This window comes from Streptomyces sp. NPDC002817 (genome assembly GCF_053592055.1).
This window is the reverse complement of sequence record NZ_JBSFUY010000005.1, coordinates 300,418-320,212: the sequence shown is the minus strand read 5'-3', so window position 1 is coordinate 320,212 and position 19,795 is coordinate 300,418. Positions and strand designations below refer to the sequence as shown.

Below are 19,795 nucleotides of genomic sequence, written 5' to 3'. Positions count from 1 at the left end.
TCTCAGGATGTGCCTCGCGTTGTGATCTGACGGGTGCGGGTGCGGGTGCGTTGTGGCTGGTCGCGCAGTTCCCCGCGCCCCCAAGAAAAGGTGGGTCCAGTGCACGCACCTCAGGGGCGCGGGGAACTGCGCGACCAGCCCCCACCGGCCCGCGGCTAACGACTCAGCGGTAGTACCCTCTCCGGCCCGCTCGTCATCTCGCCCCGCAGTTTCTCCCGCAACTCCACCTCCACCTCCGACAGCGCACCCTGCGCCACCCGCGGCGGCACACCCTGGATCTCCGCGCCAGGCGCGATCGGCGGCTCGTAGTGGGTCGGAGCCGTCCGTACCGTCAGCGCCGTCGTGCCGATCAGCGCGACCGTGAAGGCGATCGCCGCCCGCGTCCAGAAACGTGCCCGGCGTTCGCTGCCGGTACGGACCGTCGGCGGCTTCGCGGCGCGCAAACGCTCCGTGGAGGCCAGCTCAGCCAGTCGCCGGTGCAGCTCAGCGGGGTCGGCCAGCGCAGGCAACCTCGTGGCGACCGCCTCGCGCGCGTGCAGCAGCCGGTTCGCCGCCGCCGGCGTGCTCGCCTCGGTCTCCGCCGCGGTCTCGGGCAGGTCGAGGCCCACACCGTCGTACAGCAGCAACGTGCGGCGGTACGGCGGTGGGAGCTTGAGGAGTACGTCCATCAGGGCGCGGTCCGACGCGTCGGCGGGCGGTGGCTCCGGGTACCGGAATCGGGGGCGGAAGCGGTGCCAGGGGGAGAGGGCGTACTCGTACGCCGTGGCGCGTACCCAGCCCGCGGGGTCGCGGTCGACGGCCACCTCGGGCCAGCGCTGCCAGGCGAGTTGAAAGGCCCGCTCGACCGATTCGCGGGCGAGTTCGCGGCGCCCGGTGAGCAGATAGGACTGCCGTACGAGGGCCGGGGCGCAGAACGTGTACAGCGCGTCGAAGGCCTGAGCGGGGGTCAGGGGGGCGGCCGGTTCCCCGGGTTCGGGAGCCGGTTCCTCTTGAGGGACCGTCGCCTCGACCTCCGCCAAGGAGTCCAGCAGCCGCGCGTACGCCTCCCGCTTCCGGCCCCGCGGGTTCGTACGGCCGGACTCCCACGCGCGGACCGTCTCGCGGGTGGCGCCCACCCGTTCGGCGACCTGAGCCTGCGTCAAGGACCCTGCCTCGCGCAGGCGTCGGCGTTCCTTGGGCGGGGGGAGCGGGGTCGCAGGGCTCTGTGTCACAGGGCGCCCCTTCGTACGAAAAAGTACATAGTCGTATATTGAGCGACACTTCGGGGGTTCGCCTGTTACGACGAGAAAGCGCGTGTCGTTGGGAGCATGGCGATCGTGATCCAGATGACCGTTCGCCGAGCACCCCAGTCGTCCCTGCTCACCCGGTTGCGGGACCGATCGCCCGGACTGGCCGAGAGCCTGCTGGCCGGCGTGCTCGCGGCGGGGCTCGGGCTCGGTTCGCTCGCCGTGCTGGTGATGGTGCTGTGGATCAGTTCGCCGTATCCGGACAGCGGGCCGGGTGGTGCGCTGCATGTCGCGGCGGCGCTGTGGCTGTTGGCGCACGGGGCGGAGCTGGTGCGCACCGACACGCTGTCCGGGGTTCCGGCGCCGGTGGGGGTGACGCCGCTGCTGCTGGTCGTGCTGCCGGTGTGGCTGGTGCACCGGGCGGCGCGGGACGCGGTGGACGACTCCGCGGAGGCTTCGGGATGGACGGCGTTCGCGGGGGTGGTCCTCGGCTATCTCGCCGTCGGGACGGGGGTCGCGCTGTATGCGGCGGGCGGTGATCTGCGGCCGGCGTGGGTGTGGGTGGCAGTGTGCGTGCCGCTGGTCGTGATGGCGGCGGCGGGTGCGGGGGTCTGGACGGCGTACGGCCGCCCGCGCGAACCGGTGGACGGTGCGCTGCTGTTGCTTCCCGCGGGGGTGCGGCGGTTGCTCCTCGGCCCCGACGCCCGCCGCCGTCTCGGCACGGCGGCGCGGGCCGCGGGCGCGGGGGTGGCGGTCCTGGTGGGCGGTGGTGCGCTGCTCCTGGGGACGTCCCTGGTGTGGCACGGCGACGCGACACGGCTCTCCTTCCTCCAGCTGACGGAGGGCTGGTCGGGCCGGTTCGCGGTGCTGCTGCTGTGCGTGGCGCTGGTGCCGAACGCGGCGGTCTGGTCGGCGTCGTATGCGCTGGGGCCGGGCTTCGTCCTGGGGACGGGGCATGTGGTGGGCCCCCTGTCCTCCGCCCCCGCACCCCTTCTGCCGCCGTTCCCGCTGCTGGCGGCGGTGCCGGGGACGGGGACGGGGACGTGGGTGAACTGGGCGGCCGCGGGGGTGCCGGTGGTGGCCGGGGTGACGGTGGGGTGGTTCGTGGGGCGGGCGGGGAGTCGGAGAGTGGATGAGGGGAGTGGGGTGCTCGCCGGAGGGCGGGGTGCTGCGGGAGCGACGGCCGGGGCGTCCGTCGTGGCGCCGGGCAAGGGTGTCGGCGCACAGGCGAAGGGCACGGACGGGGGCGCCGCCGGGCAGGCGGGCGACCGGTCGGGGCTCGGGCCCGCCACACCCTGGTCACGCGGCCGGACCGCCGGTACCACCGGGCTCGCGGCCCTCCTGTGCGCGGCCGCCGTCGCGACGCTCGCCGCACTCGCGGGCGGACCGCTCGGAGTCGCCGCGCTCGCCTGGTTCGGTCCGGTGTGGTGGCTGACGGGAGCGGCGGCACTGGCGTGGACCTCGGTGGTGGCGATCCCCACGGCCCTGGGGCTACGGGCGTGGCGGTGCCGGGAACGGCGGGTGCGGAAGCCGAAGAGCGGGAAGACGCAGGCGCGCGGGACGGGCACGGACGTACCCGGGCGTGGGCACGGCGGGGCGGGTCCGGAGACGGGCGGGTCGCGGGTGGCAGGGCTGGGGCCGCTGTGGACGGAGGCGCGGGAGCCCGGGGCCGGCGGCGCGGGAACGGAGACGGTGGCGCGCCCATCGGAGATCGGTGGGGGACACGAATCCGGGGCCGGTGAGCCCCAGGCGTCCGCAGGCCGGGCGCGTGGCTGGCTCCGGCGGAAGAGGGACGCCGGTCCGGCCGCTCCGCGGTCCTCGGCGTCCACGGGGACCCCGGAGGCCTCCTCGGACGACCGGCCCTCCCCGGGCCACGGGGCCGGCCCATCCGCCGCGAAGCCCTCGCCGCGCCGCTGGTTCTCCCGCAGAAAGCCCGCCGGCCAACCGGCCCCGACGCTCGCCACTCCCTACGGCCCCGGCGACGACGACCTCGCCTTCGAGCCGTACGACTTCCTGCCCGCCGACCCCTACCCGGCCCCGGCGGCCCTCCCCCACCCTCCGGGCGGGGGGACCCCCACCTCGCTTCGCTCGCCCTGGCACGGCGACGCCTCCCGCGAGACCCGCTGGGCGGCGCTCAAGGAGGCGTCGACCCCGTTGGATCCGCCGGAGGCCCCGTGATCGCGGGGTGCGCCGGGTGCCGCTCCCCGCGTCAGCCGGGGGCCAGGATGTCCCGGAGCTTCTCCGGGACGAGCTGGCTGCACGACTGCTTGGCCTCGTTGGTGAGGGCGTCGCTCGTGCAGGTGTAGTAGTCGCTGTAGACCAGGTGCAGGACGAACGTCGCCGTCACCACCGCGATCGCCAAGGACGAGGTGACCAGGCCGCTGATGGCAGCCGTCCGCTGGGGGCGGCCGCCCGATTCGGGCGCCGGGGTGTCCGGGTCGGGGGTGCGCGGCTTGGCGCGCAGCGCGCTGATGCCCCAGTACAGGGCGAGCGAGCCGAGCAGCAGGGCGACGTACGGCCAGCTGAAGAGGGCGAAGAAGAACGCCCACATACCGCTCAGGAGCGAGTAGCGCGCACGGCGCTGGCCCGGGTCGGTCGGGTCCCACCGCATGCCGGTGCCGGGGCCGGGACCGCCCTGGCCCTCGGGTCCGGGACCGCCGCCGGGGCGCTCGCCGAAGCCGCCGGAGGAGCGGCCCGGCTGACGGTCGCTCCACTGGCCGCCCCAGGGGGAGTGGCCGTTGTCGTCGTCGGAGGAGGAGTCGTCCGCCGGGCGCCGCGGCTGCCACGGACGGTCCGGGGTGCCCTCCGGCGGCGGCGCGAAGGGGTTGTCCTCCTCCGCCTTCCTGTCCGGCTTGTCGGAAGGCGCGTCGGGCGGAGAGGCGGGGCGCTCCCGCAGCAGCACGCCGCGGTGCTCGCCTCCCTGCACCGACTGCGGGGGGAGCGTGAGGAGTCGCAGGCTGCGGTCCGGCATCAAGTGAGCGTCTTCCCCTAGGTGATACGACGTCTTACGGCGGTCTGGCGTGAGCCTTCACTTGGGAAACGCACCGCACGACGACCACGTTCCCGACTCGGGCCCTCCCAGACGCTACCTTCCGGCCATGCCCCCGTCCCGTGGGGGCCGCCCGGAGTGCCGGTATCGTTGCTGGCGTTCGGCCGCTTCGTAGACTTCCCCGTATCCCGGGGCGCGAAGCATTCGTACGAACGTACATACGGTCGACCGTACGGAAAACGCTCCCCCGAGAAAGGGCCCCACCGTGGCCGCCAAGCCCGTGGCCAAGCGCCTCGTCGTGCTGGTCTCCGGATCCGGCACCAACCTCCAGGCGCTCCTCGACACCATCGGCCAGGCAGGCTCGGAGGCCTACGGCGCCGAGATCGTGGCCGTAGGAGCCGACCGCGACGGCATCGAGGGGCTCGCCCGTGCCGAGCGCGCCGGGATCCCCACCTTCGTGTGCAAGGTCAGGGACCACGGGACCCGCGAGGAGTGGGACACCGCGCTGGCAGAGGCGACCGCCGCGTACGAGCCCGACCTTGTGGTGTCCGCCGGATTCATGAAGATCGTGGGCAAGGAGTTCCTCGCGCGCTACGGCGGGCGGTTCGTGAACACCCACCCCGCGTTGCTGCCCAGTTTTCCCGGCGCCCACGGCGTCCGTGACGCGCTCGCGTACGGCGCCCGGGTCACCGGCTGCACCGTCCACTTCGTCGACGACGGCGTCGACACCGGGCCGATCATCGCGCAGGGCGTGGTGGAGGTCCGGGACGAGGACGACGAGAGCGCTCTGCACGAGCGCATCAAGGAAGTCGAGCGAAGGCTGCTCGTCGATGTCGTGGGGCGGCTAGCCCGCAACGGCTATCGCATTGAGGGACGAAAGGTAGTTATCCAGTGACCGCCGAGAGCAACAAGCGGGCCATCCGACGGGCGCTCGTCAGCGTCTACGACAAGACGGGTCTGGAAGACCTCGCGCGCGGCCTGCACGAGGCGGGCGTGGAGCTCGTCTCCACCGGGTCCACCGCGGGCCGGATCGCCGCCGCCGGCGTCCCCGTCACCAAGGTCGAGGAGCTCACCGGCTTCCCGGAGTGCCTGGACGGCCGCGTCAAGACGCTGCACCCGCGCGTGCACGCCGGCATCCTCGCCGACCTGCGCCTGGAGGACCACCAGCGACAGCTGGCCGAGCTGGGCGTCGAGCCGTTCGACCTGGTCGTCGTCAACCTCTACCCGTTCCGCGAGACCGTCGCCTCGGGCGCCTCGCCGGACGAGTGCGTGGAGCAGATCGACATCGGCGGTCCGTCGATGGTCCGCGCCGCCGCCAAGAACCACCCCTCGGTGGCCGTGGTCACCAGCCCCGCGCGGTACGCCGATGTCCTGAGCGCCGTCCAGGACGGCGGCTTCGACCTCGCCACCCGCAAGCGGCTCGCGGCGGAGGCCTTCCAGCACACCGCGTCCTACGACGTGGCGGTCGCCTCCTGGTTCGCGTCCTCCTACGCGCCCGTGGACGAGTCGCAGTTCCCCGACTTCCTGGGCGCCACCTGGGAGCGCAACAACACCCTCCGCTACGGCGAGAACCCGCACCAGCCGGCCGCGCTCTACGTCGACGGCAGCGGCGGCGGTCTCGCCGAGGCCGAGCAGCTGCACGGCAAGGAGATGTCGTACAACAACTACACGGACACGGACGCCGCCCGCCGTGCCGCGTACGACCACGACGAGCCTGCCGTCGCGATCATCAAGCACGCCAACCCCTGCGGTATCGCGGTCGGCGCGGACGTCGCCGAGGCGCACCGCAAGGCACACGCGTGTGACCCGCTGTCGGCGTTCGGCGGCGTGATCGCGGTCAACCGGCCGGTGTCGAAGGAGATGGCCGAGCAGGTCGCCGAGATCTTCACCGAGGTCATCGTCGCGCCGGACTACGAGGAGGGGGCCCTGGAGGCCCTCGCCAAGAAGAAGAACATCCGCGTCCTGAAGGCCCCGGCCGCCCCCGCGAACCCGGTCGAGCTCAAGCTCGTCGACGGCGGCGCGCTGCTCCAGGTCACCGACCGCCTCCAGGCGGACGGCGACGACCCGGCGAACTGGACGCTGGCGACGGGCGAGGCGCTGAGCGCGTCCGAGCTCGCCGAGCTGTCCTTCGCCTGGAAGGCCTGCCGCGCGGTGAAGTCCAACGCGATCCTCCTCGCCAAGGACGGCGCCTCGGTCGGCGTCGGCATGGGCCAGGTCAACCGCGTCGACTCGGCGAAGCTGGCCGTGGAGCGTGCGGGCGTGGAGCGCGCGCAGGGTTCCTACGCCGCCTCCGACGCGTTCTTCCCCTTCCCCGACGGTCTGGAGATCCTCGTCGAGGCGGGCGTCAAGGCGGTCGTGCAGCCGGGCGGTTCGGTCCGTGACGAGCTGGTCGTCGAGGCCGCGAAGAAGGCGGGCGTGACCATGTACTTCACGGGGACGCGGCACTTCTTCCACTGAGTCGCGGGTGAGGGCGGCGGCGGGGTCTCACCCCGCCGCCGCCCTGCCGTTGTCAGTGCCGGGTGAGAGCCTGGCGGCATGATCGTGGAACGCGCGTACGCCCATGTGGCCGAGGACGAGCTGGGGGCCGGCGGCGGCCCGGTGTGGCCGTGGTCGGTGCCGTGCGTGCGGCAGTTGCTCGACGACGGACTGCGGTTCACCGCGCCGGTCACCTTCCTGGTCGGGGAGAATGGCTCGGGCAAGTCGACCCTCGTCGAGGCGCTGGCGGAGGCCTTCGGTCTCGATCCCTGGGGCGGGTCGGCCGGGCATCGCTACGCCGGTCCGCGTGAGCCGTCGGTCCTCGGCGGCCGGATGCGGTTCGAGGCGACCGTGGCCGGGCGCCGGATGCTGCGGGGCCCCCACACCCGTCGCCGGGGTTTCTTCCTGCGGGCCGAGACCGCGCTCGACGCCCTCGGCCGCGAACGGCACGCGGGCCGCCTGTCCGGCACGCCGGACGAGATGAGCCACGGCGAGGGCTTTCTGATGGCGTTCCGCGAGCGCTTCCTCGATCCCGGCCTGTACGTCCTGGACGAGCCGGAGTCCGCGCTGTCCTTCGGCTCCTGCCTCGAACTCGTGGGCGTGCTCGACGACCTCGCCCGGACGGGCGCCCAGATCATCTGCGCCACTCACTCACCCCTGCTCACCGCACTGCCCGGCGCCGAGATCATCGAGGTCGGCGAGCACGGGATGCGCCCCGTCGAGTGGCACGAACTGGAGCTGGTCGAGCACTGGCGGCGCTATCTGAACGACCCGCGGGCGTATCTGCGCCACATAGTCGGCTAGCCGACGGCTGGATGGCGGCCAGACGGGCGGCGAGGTGGGCGGCTAGGTCGAACTCCGCAGCGCCGCCCACGTCTGGGGACCCACCTTCCCGTCGACCTCCAGCCCCTTCGCGCCCTGGAACTGCTTGACCGCGGCCAGGGTGGCGTTGCCGAACCGGCCGTCCACGCCCGCGTCTCCGACGCTGTAGCCGCGTTTGGTGAGCATGCACTGGACCTGGACGACGCGTTGGCCCTTGTCGCCGTGTTTGGTGAGTTCGGTGCCGGAGTAGTAGGTGCAGTCGGAGATCCAGGCCGGGTCGGCGGGGGCGGTCGCGGTCTCGGTGACGGTGGCGGTCGGGGTGGGGGCGCCGCCGCCCGAGGTGCCGCCGGTGCCGCCGGGGGCGGCCGTCGCGGAGGGCGTGCCCGCGGTGCCGTCGTCGGATCCGGAGGTACCGCCGTCCGACTCCGTCTGCTCCTCTTCCTCCTCCATCGCCTGCCCCTTCTTCTCCTCCGCTGTGCTCGGGGAAGCGGAGGCGGAGGTGCCGGGCAGGGCCGAGGCCCCTTCGGCGTCCGAGGCGGGGCCGGTGCTGGTGCTCGCGGTCGGGGCGGCCGAGGCCGTCTCGTCGTGGGACGGGCGGGTGAGGAAGAACGCGCCCGCGGCCACGGCGACCACGGCGAGGCCCGCCGCGAGAGCGAGGGCGGGCTTCTTCCGGTTGCGCCGGGCCTCGTTCTCACCGGAGGCGTACTGGCCGGGCGGTGTGGCAGGTTCGTACGCCCCGGCCGGTGCGGCCCCGTACGCCCCGGGCGGTGTGGCGGGTCCGTACGCCCTGGGCGGTGTGGCCCCGTACGCCCCGGGCGGCGTCGCGGGGCCGAAACCCGGGCCGGGGGCGGGAGTTACCGCCGGAGTCGTCGGGGCGCGGAGGTGGACGGTCTGCTCGGCCGGGGCCGCTTCGAGTAAGTCGCAGCCTTCCTGGCGGTCGAGCAGGCGGCCGGCCAGCGGCTCCTGCCAGGCGGGTGCCTCGCCCTTCAGCGCGGTCGCGGCGGCGGCGATCAGTTCCTTCGGGGTGGGGCGGCCGGCCGGGTCCTTGGCGAGGCAGGCGGTCAGCAAGGTGGCCAACGGGCCGTCCACGGGCCCGAGTTCGGACATCACCTCCGCCTTCGGCTCCTCGAAGGCCACCCGGTGCATGACGTCGACCCCGGTCCCGTCGCCGAACGGGGCGTGCCCGGTGGCGGCGTAGATCAGCGTGCCCGCGAGGGAGAAGACGTCGGAGGCGCCGTCGCAGCGGCCCTCGCGCAGATACTCGGGGGACATGAACGCGGGCGTGCCGACCCGGCTGCCGGTGCCGGTGATCGCGCTGCTGTCGACGGCCTGCGAGATGCCGAAGTCGATGACGTGCACGCCCCGTGTGGACAGCAGCACGTTGGACGGCTTGAGATCCCGGTGCACGACGCCGGCGGCGGCCAGCGCCGAAAGGGCCCGTCCGAGCTCCGTCACCAGCCGCCACACGCCGGTCGGCTCCAGCCTGCCGCCATGGCGCACGGCGTCGGCGAGGTTGATGCCGGGGACGTACTGGGTGGCCATCCAGAGCAGTTCGTGCTCGAACCCGGTGCCGAGCAGCCGCGGCGCGTGCGGGGTGTCGACCCGCCCGTGCACGGCGGCCTCCCGCTCGAACCGCCGCCGGAACTCCGGGTCCTCGGCGTACTCGGGCCGGATCACCTTCACCGCGGCGAGCCCCGCGCTGTCGTCGGCGGGCCGCGCCAGGAAGACCCGCCCCATCCCGCCGCTGCCGAGCCGCCCGAGCGGCACGTACGGTCCGATCCGGGCGGGGTCGGCGGGCTGCAGTGGATCGGCGCCCGCCTGTATGAGCGCGGTGCGGTACGGCGGCGTGGGGTGCCGCTGGTCCGTCATTTGTCCCCCGAGTGCTGTTCTGCCTCAAAGTGCCCAGGCGTCACGCCAGTTGAGGTGAGGCTAGCGTGCCGGGAAGGCCGAGTCGGGGGGATCGGACGTATGTGCGGCGGCCCGCCGGTCGTCGACCGACGGGCCGAACCGTTCGCCGACTAGCAGCTGCGGGATTTGTAGCCGGCCAGGCGGAAGGTGCCGTTGTCGTCGTAGAAGCCCCACTTGCCGGTGCTGCCGCGGAAGAGCGTGAAGGTGTGGCTGGCGCCGTGGTACTTCAGCCTGTAGCGCTTGCCCGCCGACTGGCTGTCCGTGCTCACATACTCCAGCTTCCCGACGGTGATCTCATCGGTCAACCTCTCCCGCTTGGCGTCCGCGTAGCCGAACGTCTTCTTGCCGACGATGCCGTCCGCGGTCAGGCTCCAGCGGGCCTGGAGCTTCTTCGTGGCGTACTTGGTGTTCGCGCCGAATCGGCCGTCGATGTCCGCGGCGTCGAAGGCGGTCCCATTGCTCTCCTTGGCGCCCTCGGCCCAGAGGATCCTCTGCCAGAAGCAGGCGGCGTTGGAGCTGGCGTACGACGAGGTCGACAGGGTTCCCTCGTCGCCGAAGTCGTCGTAGAACGAGCTGCCGCCGCTCACATATCCGTCGCCGCTGCTCGCCGAGGCGGGCGACGCGCTCACCGCCAGGGCGCCCGCGACGGCGGCGCTCACTGCGGCGGTGGCCATGCGGGCCCGGGTGGCACGGAAGTTCATGAGGGTTCCCTCCCCGTTGTGTCGTACACGACGTGCTGCACGATCACTGTCCGGGGAGGGAGGGTCTTGCGGTACCTCTAACGTTGCAGGGTCAGCTGCAGCTGCTGTTGTTCTTGTAGCTCGCGTACCGCCGCTGGCTGGGGCCGGCGTCGACCGTGGCGTCCGTGTCCAGGACCGCCGGGTCGAGACCCCGTTGGAGGAGACCTACCGGGTCTCCACCACGATGGCGGCGGCCCACGAGGCGGTGCTGGGCCGCGTACAGGCGTGTCCGCCCCGCGAGGCCGAACGGCGGTGCTTCAGCGCGACGGGGCCCTGAGTCCCGCCGTCACAGATAGGCGCAGGTTCCGCCGGCGCCGTTGGCGTTGTCGAAGTACCAGCCGATGCCGTTGCGGGTCTCGGAGCCGTAGATGCCGTCCACATAGGTCAGCTTCTCCACGCCCTGGGCGTACTTGAGAGCGGTCTTGGTGAGCGAGCCGAAGTCTCCGTCCACGTCCAGGCTTCGGCCGTAACACTCGTTCAGCGTCGTCTGGAGGGCGGACACGGCGCTGCTCTGGGCGCCCTGGGACATGGTGCAGTCGATGTTCCCGTTGTACGCGGGCAGTTTGGCCACGAGGGTGAGGGTCAGGTACTTGCTCGCCTGCCCGTTGCAGTAGCCCGCGTAGGCGGCGGCGGGTGTGGCACTGGCCATGGCGATGCCGGCGGCGGACAGCAGCACGGCCGCGGCGGAGACGCCTGCCCGGGTGCGGAGTGTGCGCAGGCTCTTCATGGGTCCCCCTGTTTCGGTTCGGATGTGACGGGTCGTGCCGGGTGCCACCATGGCGGATGAGCGGGGCCCGGGGTACCTGGAAGATTCCAGGGGAGGCCCGGGCCCCGCGGCGTCACGACCGGGGAGTCGTTGTACTCACTGACGAAGTGAACGCGGTCCCTGCGCCGGCGGTGACACCCGTACGGCCGCTGCCGATTCGACCGGCCTGGGCAGGGACACCGGCCTTCCGTCGTGCGCGGCGGCCTGCCGATGGGCGACGTACGCCGCGGCCCCGTGCCCCAGAACGATCAGGAGTGCGCTCGCGAGGGCTCCCGTCTGGGCGAGGAGGCGACGCCAGGAGAGGCGGGGCGGACGGGGGGAGCGGGCGATGCCGGCCGCGGCCTCGACCCTTGCGACGAGTGCCTCGGTGTCGACGCGTTCGGCGTGGGTGGGGGCCAGGCAGGCGCGGATGATCTCCCGCCATTCGTGCGGGAGTTCGGGAGCGAGCCGCAGCTTCTCTGCGCCTCGCGCATGCCTGATCGCCGCGTCGGACCGCGCCTCGGTCGTGCCGCCCGGCAGCGGAAACGTACCGGTCAGGACGGTGTGGGCAAGGACACCGAAGGCCCAGACGTCGGCGGAGGGCCGGACGCGTGCCCCTCGCTCGTCGACCTCGGGCCAGAGCAGTTCGGGCGGTGTGTAGTCCGGGGTGGCGAAGGCAGGCACGTAGGCGTGTGTGCCCTCCATCTCGGCGGCGAGGTTGAAGTCGGCCAGTCGTACCGAACCGTCCTTCATCAGCAGGATGTTGGCGGGTTTGAGATCTCCGTGCACCCACCCGGCGCGGTGCAGGTGGGCGAGCCCCGCGCAGATCTGCGCGAGCAGGGGACCGGGGTCGGCCGGCGCCGGTACGACGTCCAGGGACCCCTCCGCCTTCTCCAGTACGAGGACGGTGGCACCGTCTAGGCCGGAGTGCCCGGGGTCGTCGACGATGAGGCTGTCGTACATCCGGAGCAGCCAGGGCGAGGTGAGACGGTTCAGGAAATCGACCTCCCGCTCGGCGAGTTCACGCAGGTGACAGAGCTGGCGGGGGGTGCGGCCGCGGGTGGGCAGGAACTTGAGGGCGGCGGTGCGGGGAGAGTCCCCGGTGATGCGGTGGCCCTCGTACACCGTGGCGAACGCCCCCGACGCGATCGGCTCACGGACCTCCCAGTCGCCCACCCGGTACCCGTTCGGAACCGGGACGGCGTGCGACGGTCCGGCGCTCATCAGCACACCTTCCGCGCGGTCGGGTTCGGGGCCAGTACGGCGAGGTCGTTCTCGCGGACCAGGTCGAAGCGGAGGGCGAGGGAGACCAGGGTCTCCTTCTTGCCGTTGACGCGCTGACCGGGTTCGGCGGTGTCGGGACCGGGCCGCAGCCGCAGTTTCAGCGCGAGATAGTCGATGTTCCAGTACACGGCCGACCGGCTGACACCGGACCACACCGGCCGCAGCCTGTCGACGAGTTGCTCGACCGCGGGCAGCGGCGCGTGCGGTTCGCCACGCAGCCGGGGCTCGCACAGGGCGGCCAGCACGGCGAAGTACCGCTTGGTGCGGTCGAGGGAGAAGGCGGGCGCGGTCAGGGAACCGGGCAGTCCCTGCCGGGCGACGGGGCGAAAGGTGTGCTGCGGCGCCCATACGTCGAAGGCGAGCAGATCGCCGCCGGCCGGCAGTACGACCCGCGAGAACTCGAACGGCATGGGCGCGTCGACCCTGCCGGGCCCGACCTTGATGTGCTCGCCGGCGCCTTCCGGGTTCTCCACGACGTAGGTCTGGTCCTCGCTGTTGTTGCTCAGCAGCCAGAAGGTGCCCTGAGCGGCGATCTCCCCGGCGATCCGGGGGACGCCCTCGTGCGTGATGGTGAGGCTGCCGGGTGCTTCCTGCCTCCCGAACGTCAGCCGTTCACCCGAGCCGATCCTGATCTGCCCGTCCGGACGGGCGCATGCCGGAGGCACGATGATGACGCTGTACATGGATCTGTCCCCTCGCTCAAATCCATGAGGGCCACCCTCCCCCAATCCAACGTGGGGGAGGGTAAGCGATTTCGCAGCGAGGATGCGAAGGGTGTCGGAGATTCGGTGTGTCGGGACGCTCTACCAGTCGAAGAGGCCGGTGACCGAACCGACGATGTCGCCTGTGCCCGACCCCGTCACCGCGTCCACTATCCCGCCGTAGCCGGGGGCTGACTTCCCGTACAGCCCGTACCTGCCCGGGGTGAGCCCCACTCCGAACCCGACGAGCGAGGCGTAGAACTCACCGCTGTCCCATCCGTGGGCGACGCCGTTGAGGATGACGCTCGCGGCTCCTGCGGCCAGGCCGAGGCCGGTGAGCGCAAGACCGACGGCCTGCCCACCGGGGATGAGACCGGCGATCGTTCCCGCTGTTCCCAGCCAGCTGGACCAGTTGCCCGTGACCGTCGCCCACTCCGCGGGGTCGTCGACGTTCTCCGGCCACAGGCCTATGTCCGCGTACCACGGCTTGTCCTGGTCGGCATTCTGCGATGGGTCGATCCCTGCCCCTTCGCACTCGGCCGCCGCCTCCGCCGCCGCTTCTGCCGCCGCCGCGAGCTCCGCATCGCGCCGGGCCGCCGCCGTCTCCCGGGCCTGGCTCGCGGCGTCGGCCGCGGCCTGGGCGTCCTGTCCGGCCTGGTCGGCGGATGCCCGGGCCTGGGAGGCCGAACTCTGGGCGCTCGTCGCGTAGGTCACCGCCTGCGCCGCCGCGGCCGTCGCCTGCCGCATCGAGTAGTTGGCGCTGCGGGCCGCGACCTGTGCCACCGCCGCGGCCTGCTTCGCGCTCTCCGCAGACCGGGCCGCGGCGGCGGCCGACTGGTCGGCGGCGTCCGCGTTGGCCTTGGCCTGCTTCGCCGAGTTCGTGGCGTCGGCGGCGTAGGACTTGGCCTTGGCGGCCCACTCCGTGGCCTCGGCCGCGGCCTGGCGCGCCTCGGCCGCCGCCTTGGACGCCAGGGCGGCGTCCTCCTGTGCCTTGGCGGCGACCTTGGCCGCGTGAGCTATGGCCGCGCGGACGGCGGCGACATGGGTGGCGTGGTCGTGGTCCAGACGCGCCGCGACGAACTGGTCGCGGACGACGAACCGCCGCCGCATCCGCGAAGGGCCCTCCAGCGCGATCCGAGCCGCCGCCGTCAGATAGGGGCCGCCGGCGTCGATCAGACGCAGGATCTCGACGCGGTCGTCCTCCTTGACGGCCACCGGCAGTTGGAGGCGGAGGAAGCGGTGCAGGGCGATGGCACCTCCGTCGTCGAGCGCGGCCCGGGCCTTCGTCCTGACGGCGGTACCGGGGCTGTCGTTCAGCAGCTTGAGTACGGCGACGCGGTAGTCGGCCGCCGCGGCCTCGATCGCCCCGGTGTCCAGGAACGCGCTGGCGGCATCGGCGTCGTCGCTGGTCAGGGCGGTGTGCGCGGCATAAGCGACCACCGAGGTGGACATCTTGGAGAGAGCCAGCACCGTCTCGCGGTCGTCCTGCCGCTGGGCGAGCACGCGGTCCGCGTCGATCCAGTTCAGGACGGACTCGTCGGCGCCGGACAGGGCGAACTCCGCTGCTTCACGGGTCCAGGTGCCGGTCGAGTCGAGCAACTGGACCGCGGCCTTGCGGCCGGTCGTGACCGCCGTGGAGGCGTCCCCGCCGGTCAGGGCCGACTCCGCCGCCGCGATCATGTCCTTGATCTCCGAGGCGGTCTTGTCGGCCTGTGTCCTTTCCCGGTCGGCGCGCTCCGCCTCCGCGGTTTCCTCCTGTGAGAGCAGCCGCGCCAGTTCGGTGCCGATCTCCGTGTCCTCGGCGATCCGCGCCGCCTCCGCGTCCCGCGCCGCCTGCTCGACCTCCTGCGCTTCCGTCACCGCGTCGGACGCCGTCGTCGCCGCCACCACGGCCGCAGCCGCGTACGCCGTCGACCGCTTCGCGTACTCGATCGCCTTGCCCGCGTTGTCCGCGGCCTCGTCCGCAGCGTCCGCCGCGGCGTCCGCGTGGTCGGCCGCGCTTCTCGCCGCGTCGCGGGCCCTGCGGGCCGCTTCCGCGGCACGGTTGGCCAGCGTCTGGGCGGTGTTCGCCGCGCGGGTGGCACGGGCCGCCGCCGCGTCTGCCTCGGCCGCCGCCGCGCGGGCCTTGGCGGCCTGGGACTGCGCGACACCTGCCGAGGCGGCGGCGTCGGCGGCGGCGTTGGCGGCGGCAGCAGCGTTCGTGGCCGCGCTCGCCGCGGCCGAACCGGCCGCCGAGGCCTCGGCCGAAGCCACCGCCGCCTGGTCCGCCGCTGCCGCGGCCGTACGCGCACGGCCCGCGGCGGACCGCGCCCCCTCGGCCGCCGCACGAGCCGCACCGGCCTTGGACGCGTCGGCGGACGCCGCGATCGCGGCGTGGTAGGCACGGGACGCCGCGCTCCCCGCCGAGGCTGCCGCTGCCGCAGCGGCCTGCGCGGCCTGTGCCGCACGCGACGACGCCGCCTGAGCCGTACGGGACGCGGCGATCGCCGTATTGGCGGCGCTGGCCGCCCCCTGCGCGGCGCTCGCCGCGTCGTTCGCCGCCTTCGCCGACCTGGCGACGTCATCCTTGGCCGCCCGGGCTTCCTCCGCCGCCTTCAGGGCCGCGGCCTTGGCCTTCGCCGCGGCGTCCTTCGCCTGTGCGGAGGCGGCGACGGCCTGTTCCGTCTTGAGTGTCGCCAGCCGGCCCTCGCGTTCCACGATGGCGACCAACTGGCCGATCGTCGCCGCCTCCTCGTCCCGTGCGCGGGCGATGTACTGGCCGGAGGTGAGGAACTGCGCGATGGCCTCGGGCGATCCGTCGTTCAGGGCGCGCTCGGCGTACTTCCTCACCTCGGGCGAGGCGGTGCCCAGCATGGTGAGGACCGCGACCCGGTCGTCCTCCTGCTGAGCGGTGTACTGCGTCTCCGTCAGAAAGGTCCGCAGATCCTTCCATGTCCCCGTCTGAAGCGCCTTGCCGGCCGTACGCCTGACCGCGGAGCCGCCGTGGTTCTGCACGGTGAGGACCGCCACCCGCAGATCCTCCAGCACGGGCGCCTGGTGGCCCTCGCTCAGGAAGACGGCCACCGCGTCGTCCCCGGCCGTCAGCGCCGTATCGGCACTCGCCCGGGTCGCCTTGCCCGCGGCGGACAAGCCGGTCAGGACGGCGAACCGGTTGTCCTCCGCCCGGGCCGCCGACAGCCGGTTCGCCAGGAAGTCGGAGACGGCGGCCGACGTGCCGACGGCCAGCGCGGCGGCCGCAGCCTCGCGCACGGCCCGCCCGCCGACCTTGTACGCCCATACGGTCCGGCCCCGTTCGGTGTCGGGCAGGCCGTTGAAGGTGCCGTCGGGGTCGGCCTCCGCGCCGTACGCGGGGGCGGCGGTCAGGGTGAGGACGGAGGGCAGGGCGGGGGCGGCGGTGACTCCCGCGACGGACGCGAGTAAGCGGCGTCTGCTCCACAGCGAGGGCGACAAGGCAGGCATCCTTCCCGTTCGGATACGGGGTGTGCGACTTGGGTGTCGCACGGTAACCGTCGGTGCGGAACGGCACATCCTGGAACTTTCGAGGGCAATGGGGCGGGTGTCCCCTGATACCAGTTATGGGCTCTCCTGTCGCCAACTCCGCCAAGGAGGAACCCCCTTGAGACGCTGGCTGCCCTTAAGCCTTGCCGCCACGGTCACCGCCACGGTCGCCACCGTGTCGCTGCTGTTCACCCCCGCCTTCCCGGCGGCCGCCGACGACATACCCCCCGTCGCGGTCGAGGACTTCGCCTATCCGAACGCCGACCAGATCTACGCCGACACCGGGATCCGGCTGATCAGCGGCGACGGCAACATACTGCTGACCGACTGCGGCCCCGCCGGTCTGATCCAGGTCGGCGCGCGCGGCCGGGCCGATTTCTGCTTCTCCGTCCGAGGCGACTCCGGCCGGGTTGCCATGGAAGTGCCGCAGGTCATAGCCATCAAGGGCAACGCCTACACGATCGTCGCCGACATGACCGTGGACGGCACCGAGACCTCGTTCGACGTTCTCCCGAACACCTGGACTCCGGTCGGGGAGCCCGCCGACCCACCGGACCACCGCGACCACACCCTCGTGGAGCTCCGAGCCACCAAGTAGGCCGTCAAGCACGCTCGTTCAGCTGAGAGGGATCCCCATGTTCTCGCCCTTGCGCCGCCCGGGCCGCCGCAGACTCGGCCTCGCCCTGTTGGCCGTGACCGCAGGCGCCACCCTGTCCGCCCCCCTGCCCGCCGCACACGCCGTCGTCGGCACCCCGACCCCCGGCGGCAGTCACGCCTTCACCGCACACCTCGACATCGGCGGCGACGGCACCCGGGCCTGTTCCGGGGCCCTGGTCGACCCCGAGTGGCTGGTCACCGCCGCCTCCTGCTTCGCCGGCGATCCGCAGTCCGGCACCGCCCCGGCTGCCGGAAAGCCGGCTCTGAAGACCGTCGCCACCATCGGTCGCACCGATCTTTCCGGCAGCGGCGGCCATGTCGCCGAGGTCACGTACATCGTGCCGCGGGCCGGCCGCGATCTGGTCTTCGCCCGCCTCGCCACCCCTGCCACGGGCATCACCCCCGTGACCCTCGCCGCCTCCGCCCCGGCCGCGGGCGACGGGCTGACCGTCCTCGGATACGGCCGTACCAAGACCGAATGGGTTCCCGGCAAGCTGCACCAGGCGAACTACACCCTGGACGCGGTCGCCGACGGCACCCTCGCCATGAGCGGCAAGACCGCCGACGACTCCGTCTGCAAAGGCGACACCGGCGGCCCGGTCCTGCGCGCCACCAGCGGCGGCAGCTATGAGCTGGTCGCAGTCAACTCCCGGGCTTGGCAAGGCGGTTGTTACGGCAGCTCCGAGACCCGGACCGGTGCCGTGGCCGCTCGCGCCGACGGCAAGCCCGGTGGCGCGGCACTGACCGCCGGGCAGACCCTGGCCTCCGGCGACTCCCTGCTGTCGAAGTCCGCCAAGGTCACCATGGGCACCGACGGCAACCTGGCCGTCGCCTCCAACGGCGGCAAGATCCTGTGGTCGTCGAAGACCGCCGGCAATCCCGGTGCCACCGCCACTCTCACCACGTCCGGGAACCTCGTCGTGAAGTCCTCCGCCGGAGCCACCCTGTGGGAGTCGAAGACCTCCGCTCCCGGCGGTACCACCGCCCTCCAGGACCACGGCAACCTGGTCGTGCGGACCACCTCCGGCGCGAGTCTGTGGTCCAGCAACACCGTCGTCCGCAACGACCTCAACGGCGACGGCCGTTCCGACGTCGCCGTCTGGTACGACTTCGCGGACGGCCGGGACGCCATCAACCGTTTCCTCACCGCCCCGGACGGCACGTTCCTGGAGCCCCACAACGGCTGGATCACCACCAGCGACACCTGGACCGCGTCCAACGCCAAGGTCCTGACCGGCGACTACAACGGCGACGGCCTCGCCGACGTCGCCGGCGTGTACGGCTACTCCGACGGCACCGTGGGCATCTGGACCTGGCTCGCGAAGGGCGACGGCACGTACGCCACGCCGTTCCGCACCTGGAAGTCGGCGGCCGGCGACTGGACCTTCTCCCGGGCCACCTTCGTCAGCGGAGACTTCGACGGCGACGGCCGCGACGACATCGCCGCCTGGTACGACTACGCCGCAGGGCACGACCGGCTCTTCACCTTCAAGTCCACCGCGGCCGGCGGCTTCAACGACCCCACGGCCTCGTTGACCATCGCGGCGGGCGGCTGGACGGCCGCCAACGCCAAGCCGGTGACCGGTGACTTCGACGGCGACGGCCGCGACGACCTCGGCGTCTTCTACAACTACGACAGCGGCCTCGCGCGCATCTTCACCTTCCTTGCCACCGCCGACGGCGGCTTCAACTCCGCCGTCAAGGGCTGGGAGGCCGCGACCTGGGGCGACCGGGACCGTACGACGGTCCACTCCGGTGACTTCGACGGCGACGGCCGCGACGACCTCGCCGCCTGGTACGAGTACAGCGACGACACCGATGGCGTGCACACCTGGCTGAGCGACACCGACGGCCTGCTCAGCACTCACAAGGCCTCCGCGAGGCTGGCCGCCGGCAAGGTCGTCCGCGGCAGCATGAAGATCGCTGCCGGTGACTTCGACGGCGACGGCCGGGACGACCTCGGCTTCCTGCACGGCTACACCACGGGCGTCGTCCGGATGTGGACCCTGCCCGCCCTCAGCGACGGCACCTTCGGCGCGTACAGCGGCGGTTGGGCCTCCACCGGTACGTCCTGGACCTTCTCCAACATCGGCATGATCGAGCGCTACCCCGTATGACGGGACCGAGCGGCCCCCGGTGCCCCCGGCGGGGACCGGGGGCCACTCGGTCCCCTGCTGTCAGCAGGGACGCAGCGAGTAGATCGGGTCCCACGTCGCCGTGCCGGCCTGGTACGCCGTCGAGGACCAGCGCTCGCTGCCGTCCTTGTTGTAGAACCTGGCGACCGTGCCGGGCGTCTGGTTGTTGGTGAACGGGCCGTCGCCGGTCCAGTTGGAGACGGTCCACGTCTGGCACTTGTAGAAGTCGAACTTGGTGCCCTTGACGATCATGCACAGGTGGCCGTAGTCGCAGGCCAGGTCCTGGGCGCTGAAGGCGCTCTTCGGGGCCCTGGTGACGTCGAGGCCGTCGTAGGCGACCTTGTCGGCGGAGACGGACAACGCCTTCTGGTCCTTGCCGAGCACGTCGTCGGCGGTCTGCTGGAGGCTGGTCACCCGGGTGCCGTCGGGGTCGTAGCCGCCGGTCGGTCCGGCCGCGGCGGTGGCCGCGACCGTGGAGCCGGCGAGCAGGGCGGTGGCCGCGACGAGCAGTGCGGCCGGCTTGACGATGTTCATGATGGTTCCCCCATGGATGAACGTGGTCGGTGTTTCCGGGGACCACCGTTCCAGGGGGCGTCGCGGGCAGGTACCTCAGAC

14 protein-coding genes and 1 pseudogene are annotated in these 19,795 nt (G+C 72.6%); 6 read left to right on the top strand and 9 right to left on the bottom strand.

The window, feature by feature from the left end:
- Window positions 1–155: 155 nt before the first annotated feature.
- Entirely contained in the window at window positions 156–1,211 is a 1,056-nt protein-coding gene (locus ACWD3I_RS12925; RefSeq protein ID WP_365392386.1) for a sigma factor-like helix-turn-helix DNA-binding protein, read from the bottom strand.
- Between the two features lie 96 nt (window positions 1,212–1,307).
- On the opposite strand from ACWD3I_RS12925, the gene ACWD3I_RS12920 reads away from it, so the two are divergent.
- Window positions 1,308–3,404, top strand: a complete 2,097-nt coding sequence (locus tag ACWD3I_RS12920) for a cell division protein PerM (protein ID WP_451084078.1) — start codon at window positions 1,308–1,310, stop codon at window positions 3,402–3,404.
- A 31-nt stretch (window positions 3,405–3,435) separates the two neighbouring features.
- On the opposite strand, the gene ACWD3I_RS12915 is transcribed toward ACWD3I_RS12920, so the two are convergent.
- Window positions 3,436–4,197: a hypothetical protein gene (locus ACWD3I_RS12915; protein WP_365392382.1), complete on the bottom strand. Its 762-nt coding sequence runs from the start codon at window positions 4,195–4,197 to the stop codon at window positions 3,436–3,438.
- 283 nt (window positions 4,198–4,480) lie between these two features.
- Here ACWD3I_RS12915 and purN point away from each other — a divergent pair, with 283 nt between their 5' ends.
- The 3 genes from purN (at window position 4,481) to ACWD3I_RS12900 (ending at window position 7,494) form a co-directional block, all read left to right on the top strand.
- The gene (gene purN / locus ACWD3I_RS12910) at window positions 4,481–5,110 is read left to right on the top strand and encodes a phosphoribosylglycinamide formyltransferase (RefSeq protein ID WP_365392380.1); all 630 of its coding nucleotides are present in this window, start codon (window positions 4,481–4,483) and stop codon (window positions 5,108–5,110) included.
- Window positions 5,107–6,672: a bifunctional phosphoribosylaminoimidazolecarboxamide formyltransferase/IMP cyclohydrolase gene (gene purH / locus ACWD3I_RS12905; protein WP_365392378.1), complete on the top strand. Its 1,566-nt coding sequence runs from the start codon at window positions 5,107–5,109 to the stop codon at window positions 6,670–6,672. The genes purN and purH overlap by 4 nt, the downstream gene beginning before the upstream one ends.
- Before the next feature lie 78 nt (window positions 6,673–6,750).
- Window positions 6,751–7,494, top strand: a complete 744-nt coding sequence (locus ACWD3I_RS12900; protein ID WP_365392376.1) for an AAA family ATPase — start codon at window positions 6,751–6,753, stop codon at window positions 7,492–7,494.
- Between the two features lie 42 nt (window positions 7,495–7,536).
- Here the strand turns inward: ACWD3I_RS12900 and ACWD3I_RS12895 are convergent, their stop codons facing one another.
- From ACWD3I_RS12895 to ACWD3I_RS12870, 6 genes and pseudogenes are all read right to left on the bottom strand, one after another.
- Window positions 7,537–9,381, bottom strand: coding sequence for a protein kinase domain-containing protein (locus tag ACWD3I_RS12895; RefSeq protein ID WP_365392374.1), 1,845 nt, complete (start codon window positions 9,379–9,381; stop codon window positions 7,537–7,539).
- Window positions 9,382–9,530: 149 nt separating this feature from the next.
- Window positions 9,531–10,121 carry a peptidoglycan-binding domain-containing protein gene (locus ACWD3I_RS12890; protein ID WP_365392372.1) on the bottom strand — a complete coding sequence of 197 codons (591 nt, stop codon included), beginning with the start codon at window positions 10,119–10,121 and terminating at the stop codon, window positions 9,531–9,533.
- A gap of 325 nt (window positions 10,122–10,446) precedes the next feature.
- Window positions 10,447–10,887: a peptidoglycan-binding domain-containing protein gene (locus tag ACWD3I_RS12885; protein ID WP_365392370.1), complete on the bottom strand. Its 441-nt coding sequence runs from the start codon at window positions 10,885–10,887 to the stop codon at window positions 10,447–10,449.
- A 183-nt stretch (window positions 10,888–11,070) separates the two neighbouring features.
- Window positions 11,071–12,129: pseudogene (locus ACWD3I_RS12880) on the bottom strand (protein kinase domain-containing protein); the annotation flags it as partial.
- Window positions 12,129–12,872, bottom strand: a complete 744-nt coding sequence (locus ACWD3I_RS12875) for an FHA domain-containing protein (RefSeq protein ID WP_365392368.1) — start codon at window positions 12,870–12,872, stop codon at window positions 12,129–12,131. The gene ACWD3I_RS12875 and the pseudogene ACWD3I_RS12880, both read right to left, overlap by 1 nt.
- A gap of 120 nt (window positions 12,873–12,992) precedes the next feature.
- Window positions 12,993–16,340 (bottom strand): ALF repeat-containing protein, encoded by a 3,348-nt coding sequence (locus ACWD3I_RS12870; protein ID WP_365392366.1) that lies wholly within the window; start codon window positions 16,338–16,340, stop codon window positions 12,993–12,995.
- 166 nt (window positions 16,341–16,506) lie between these two features.
- Here ACWD3I_RS12870 and ACWD3I_RS12865 point away from each other — a divergent pair, with 166 nt between their 5' ends.
- Together ACWD3I_RS12865 and ACWD3I_RS12860 are read left to right on the top strand one after the other, a co-directional pair.
- Window positions 16,507–16,986 (top strand): hypothetical protein, encoded by a 480-nt coding sequence (locus tag ACWD3I_RS12865; protein WP_365392364.1) that lies wholly within the window; start codon window positions 16,507–16,509, stop codon window positions 16,984–16,986.
- Window positions 16,987–17,023: 37 nt separating this feature from the next.
- On the top strand, window positions 17,024–19,162 hold the full coding sequence (locus ACWD3I_RS12860) for an FG-GAP-like repeat-containing protein (protein ID WP_365392362.1): 2,139 nt from the start codon (window positions 17,024–17,026) through the stop codon (window positions 19,160–19,162).
- 60 nt (window positions 19,163–19,222) lie between these two features.
- On the opposite strand, the gene ACWD3I_RS12855 is transcribed toward ACWD3I_RS12860, so the two are convergent.
- Window positions 19,223–19,714, bottom strand: a complete 492-nt coding sequence (locus ACWD3I_RS12855; RefSeq protein ID WP_365392360.1) for a hypothetical protein — start codon at window positions 19,712–19,714, stop codon at window positions 19,223–19,225.
- Window positions 19,715–19,795: the final 81 nt, after the last annotated feature.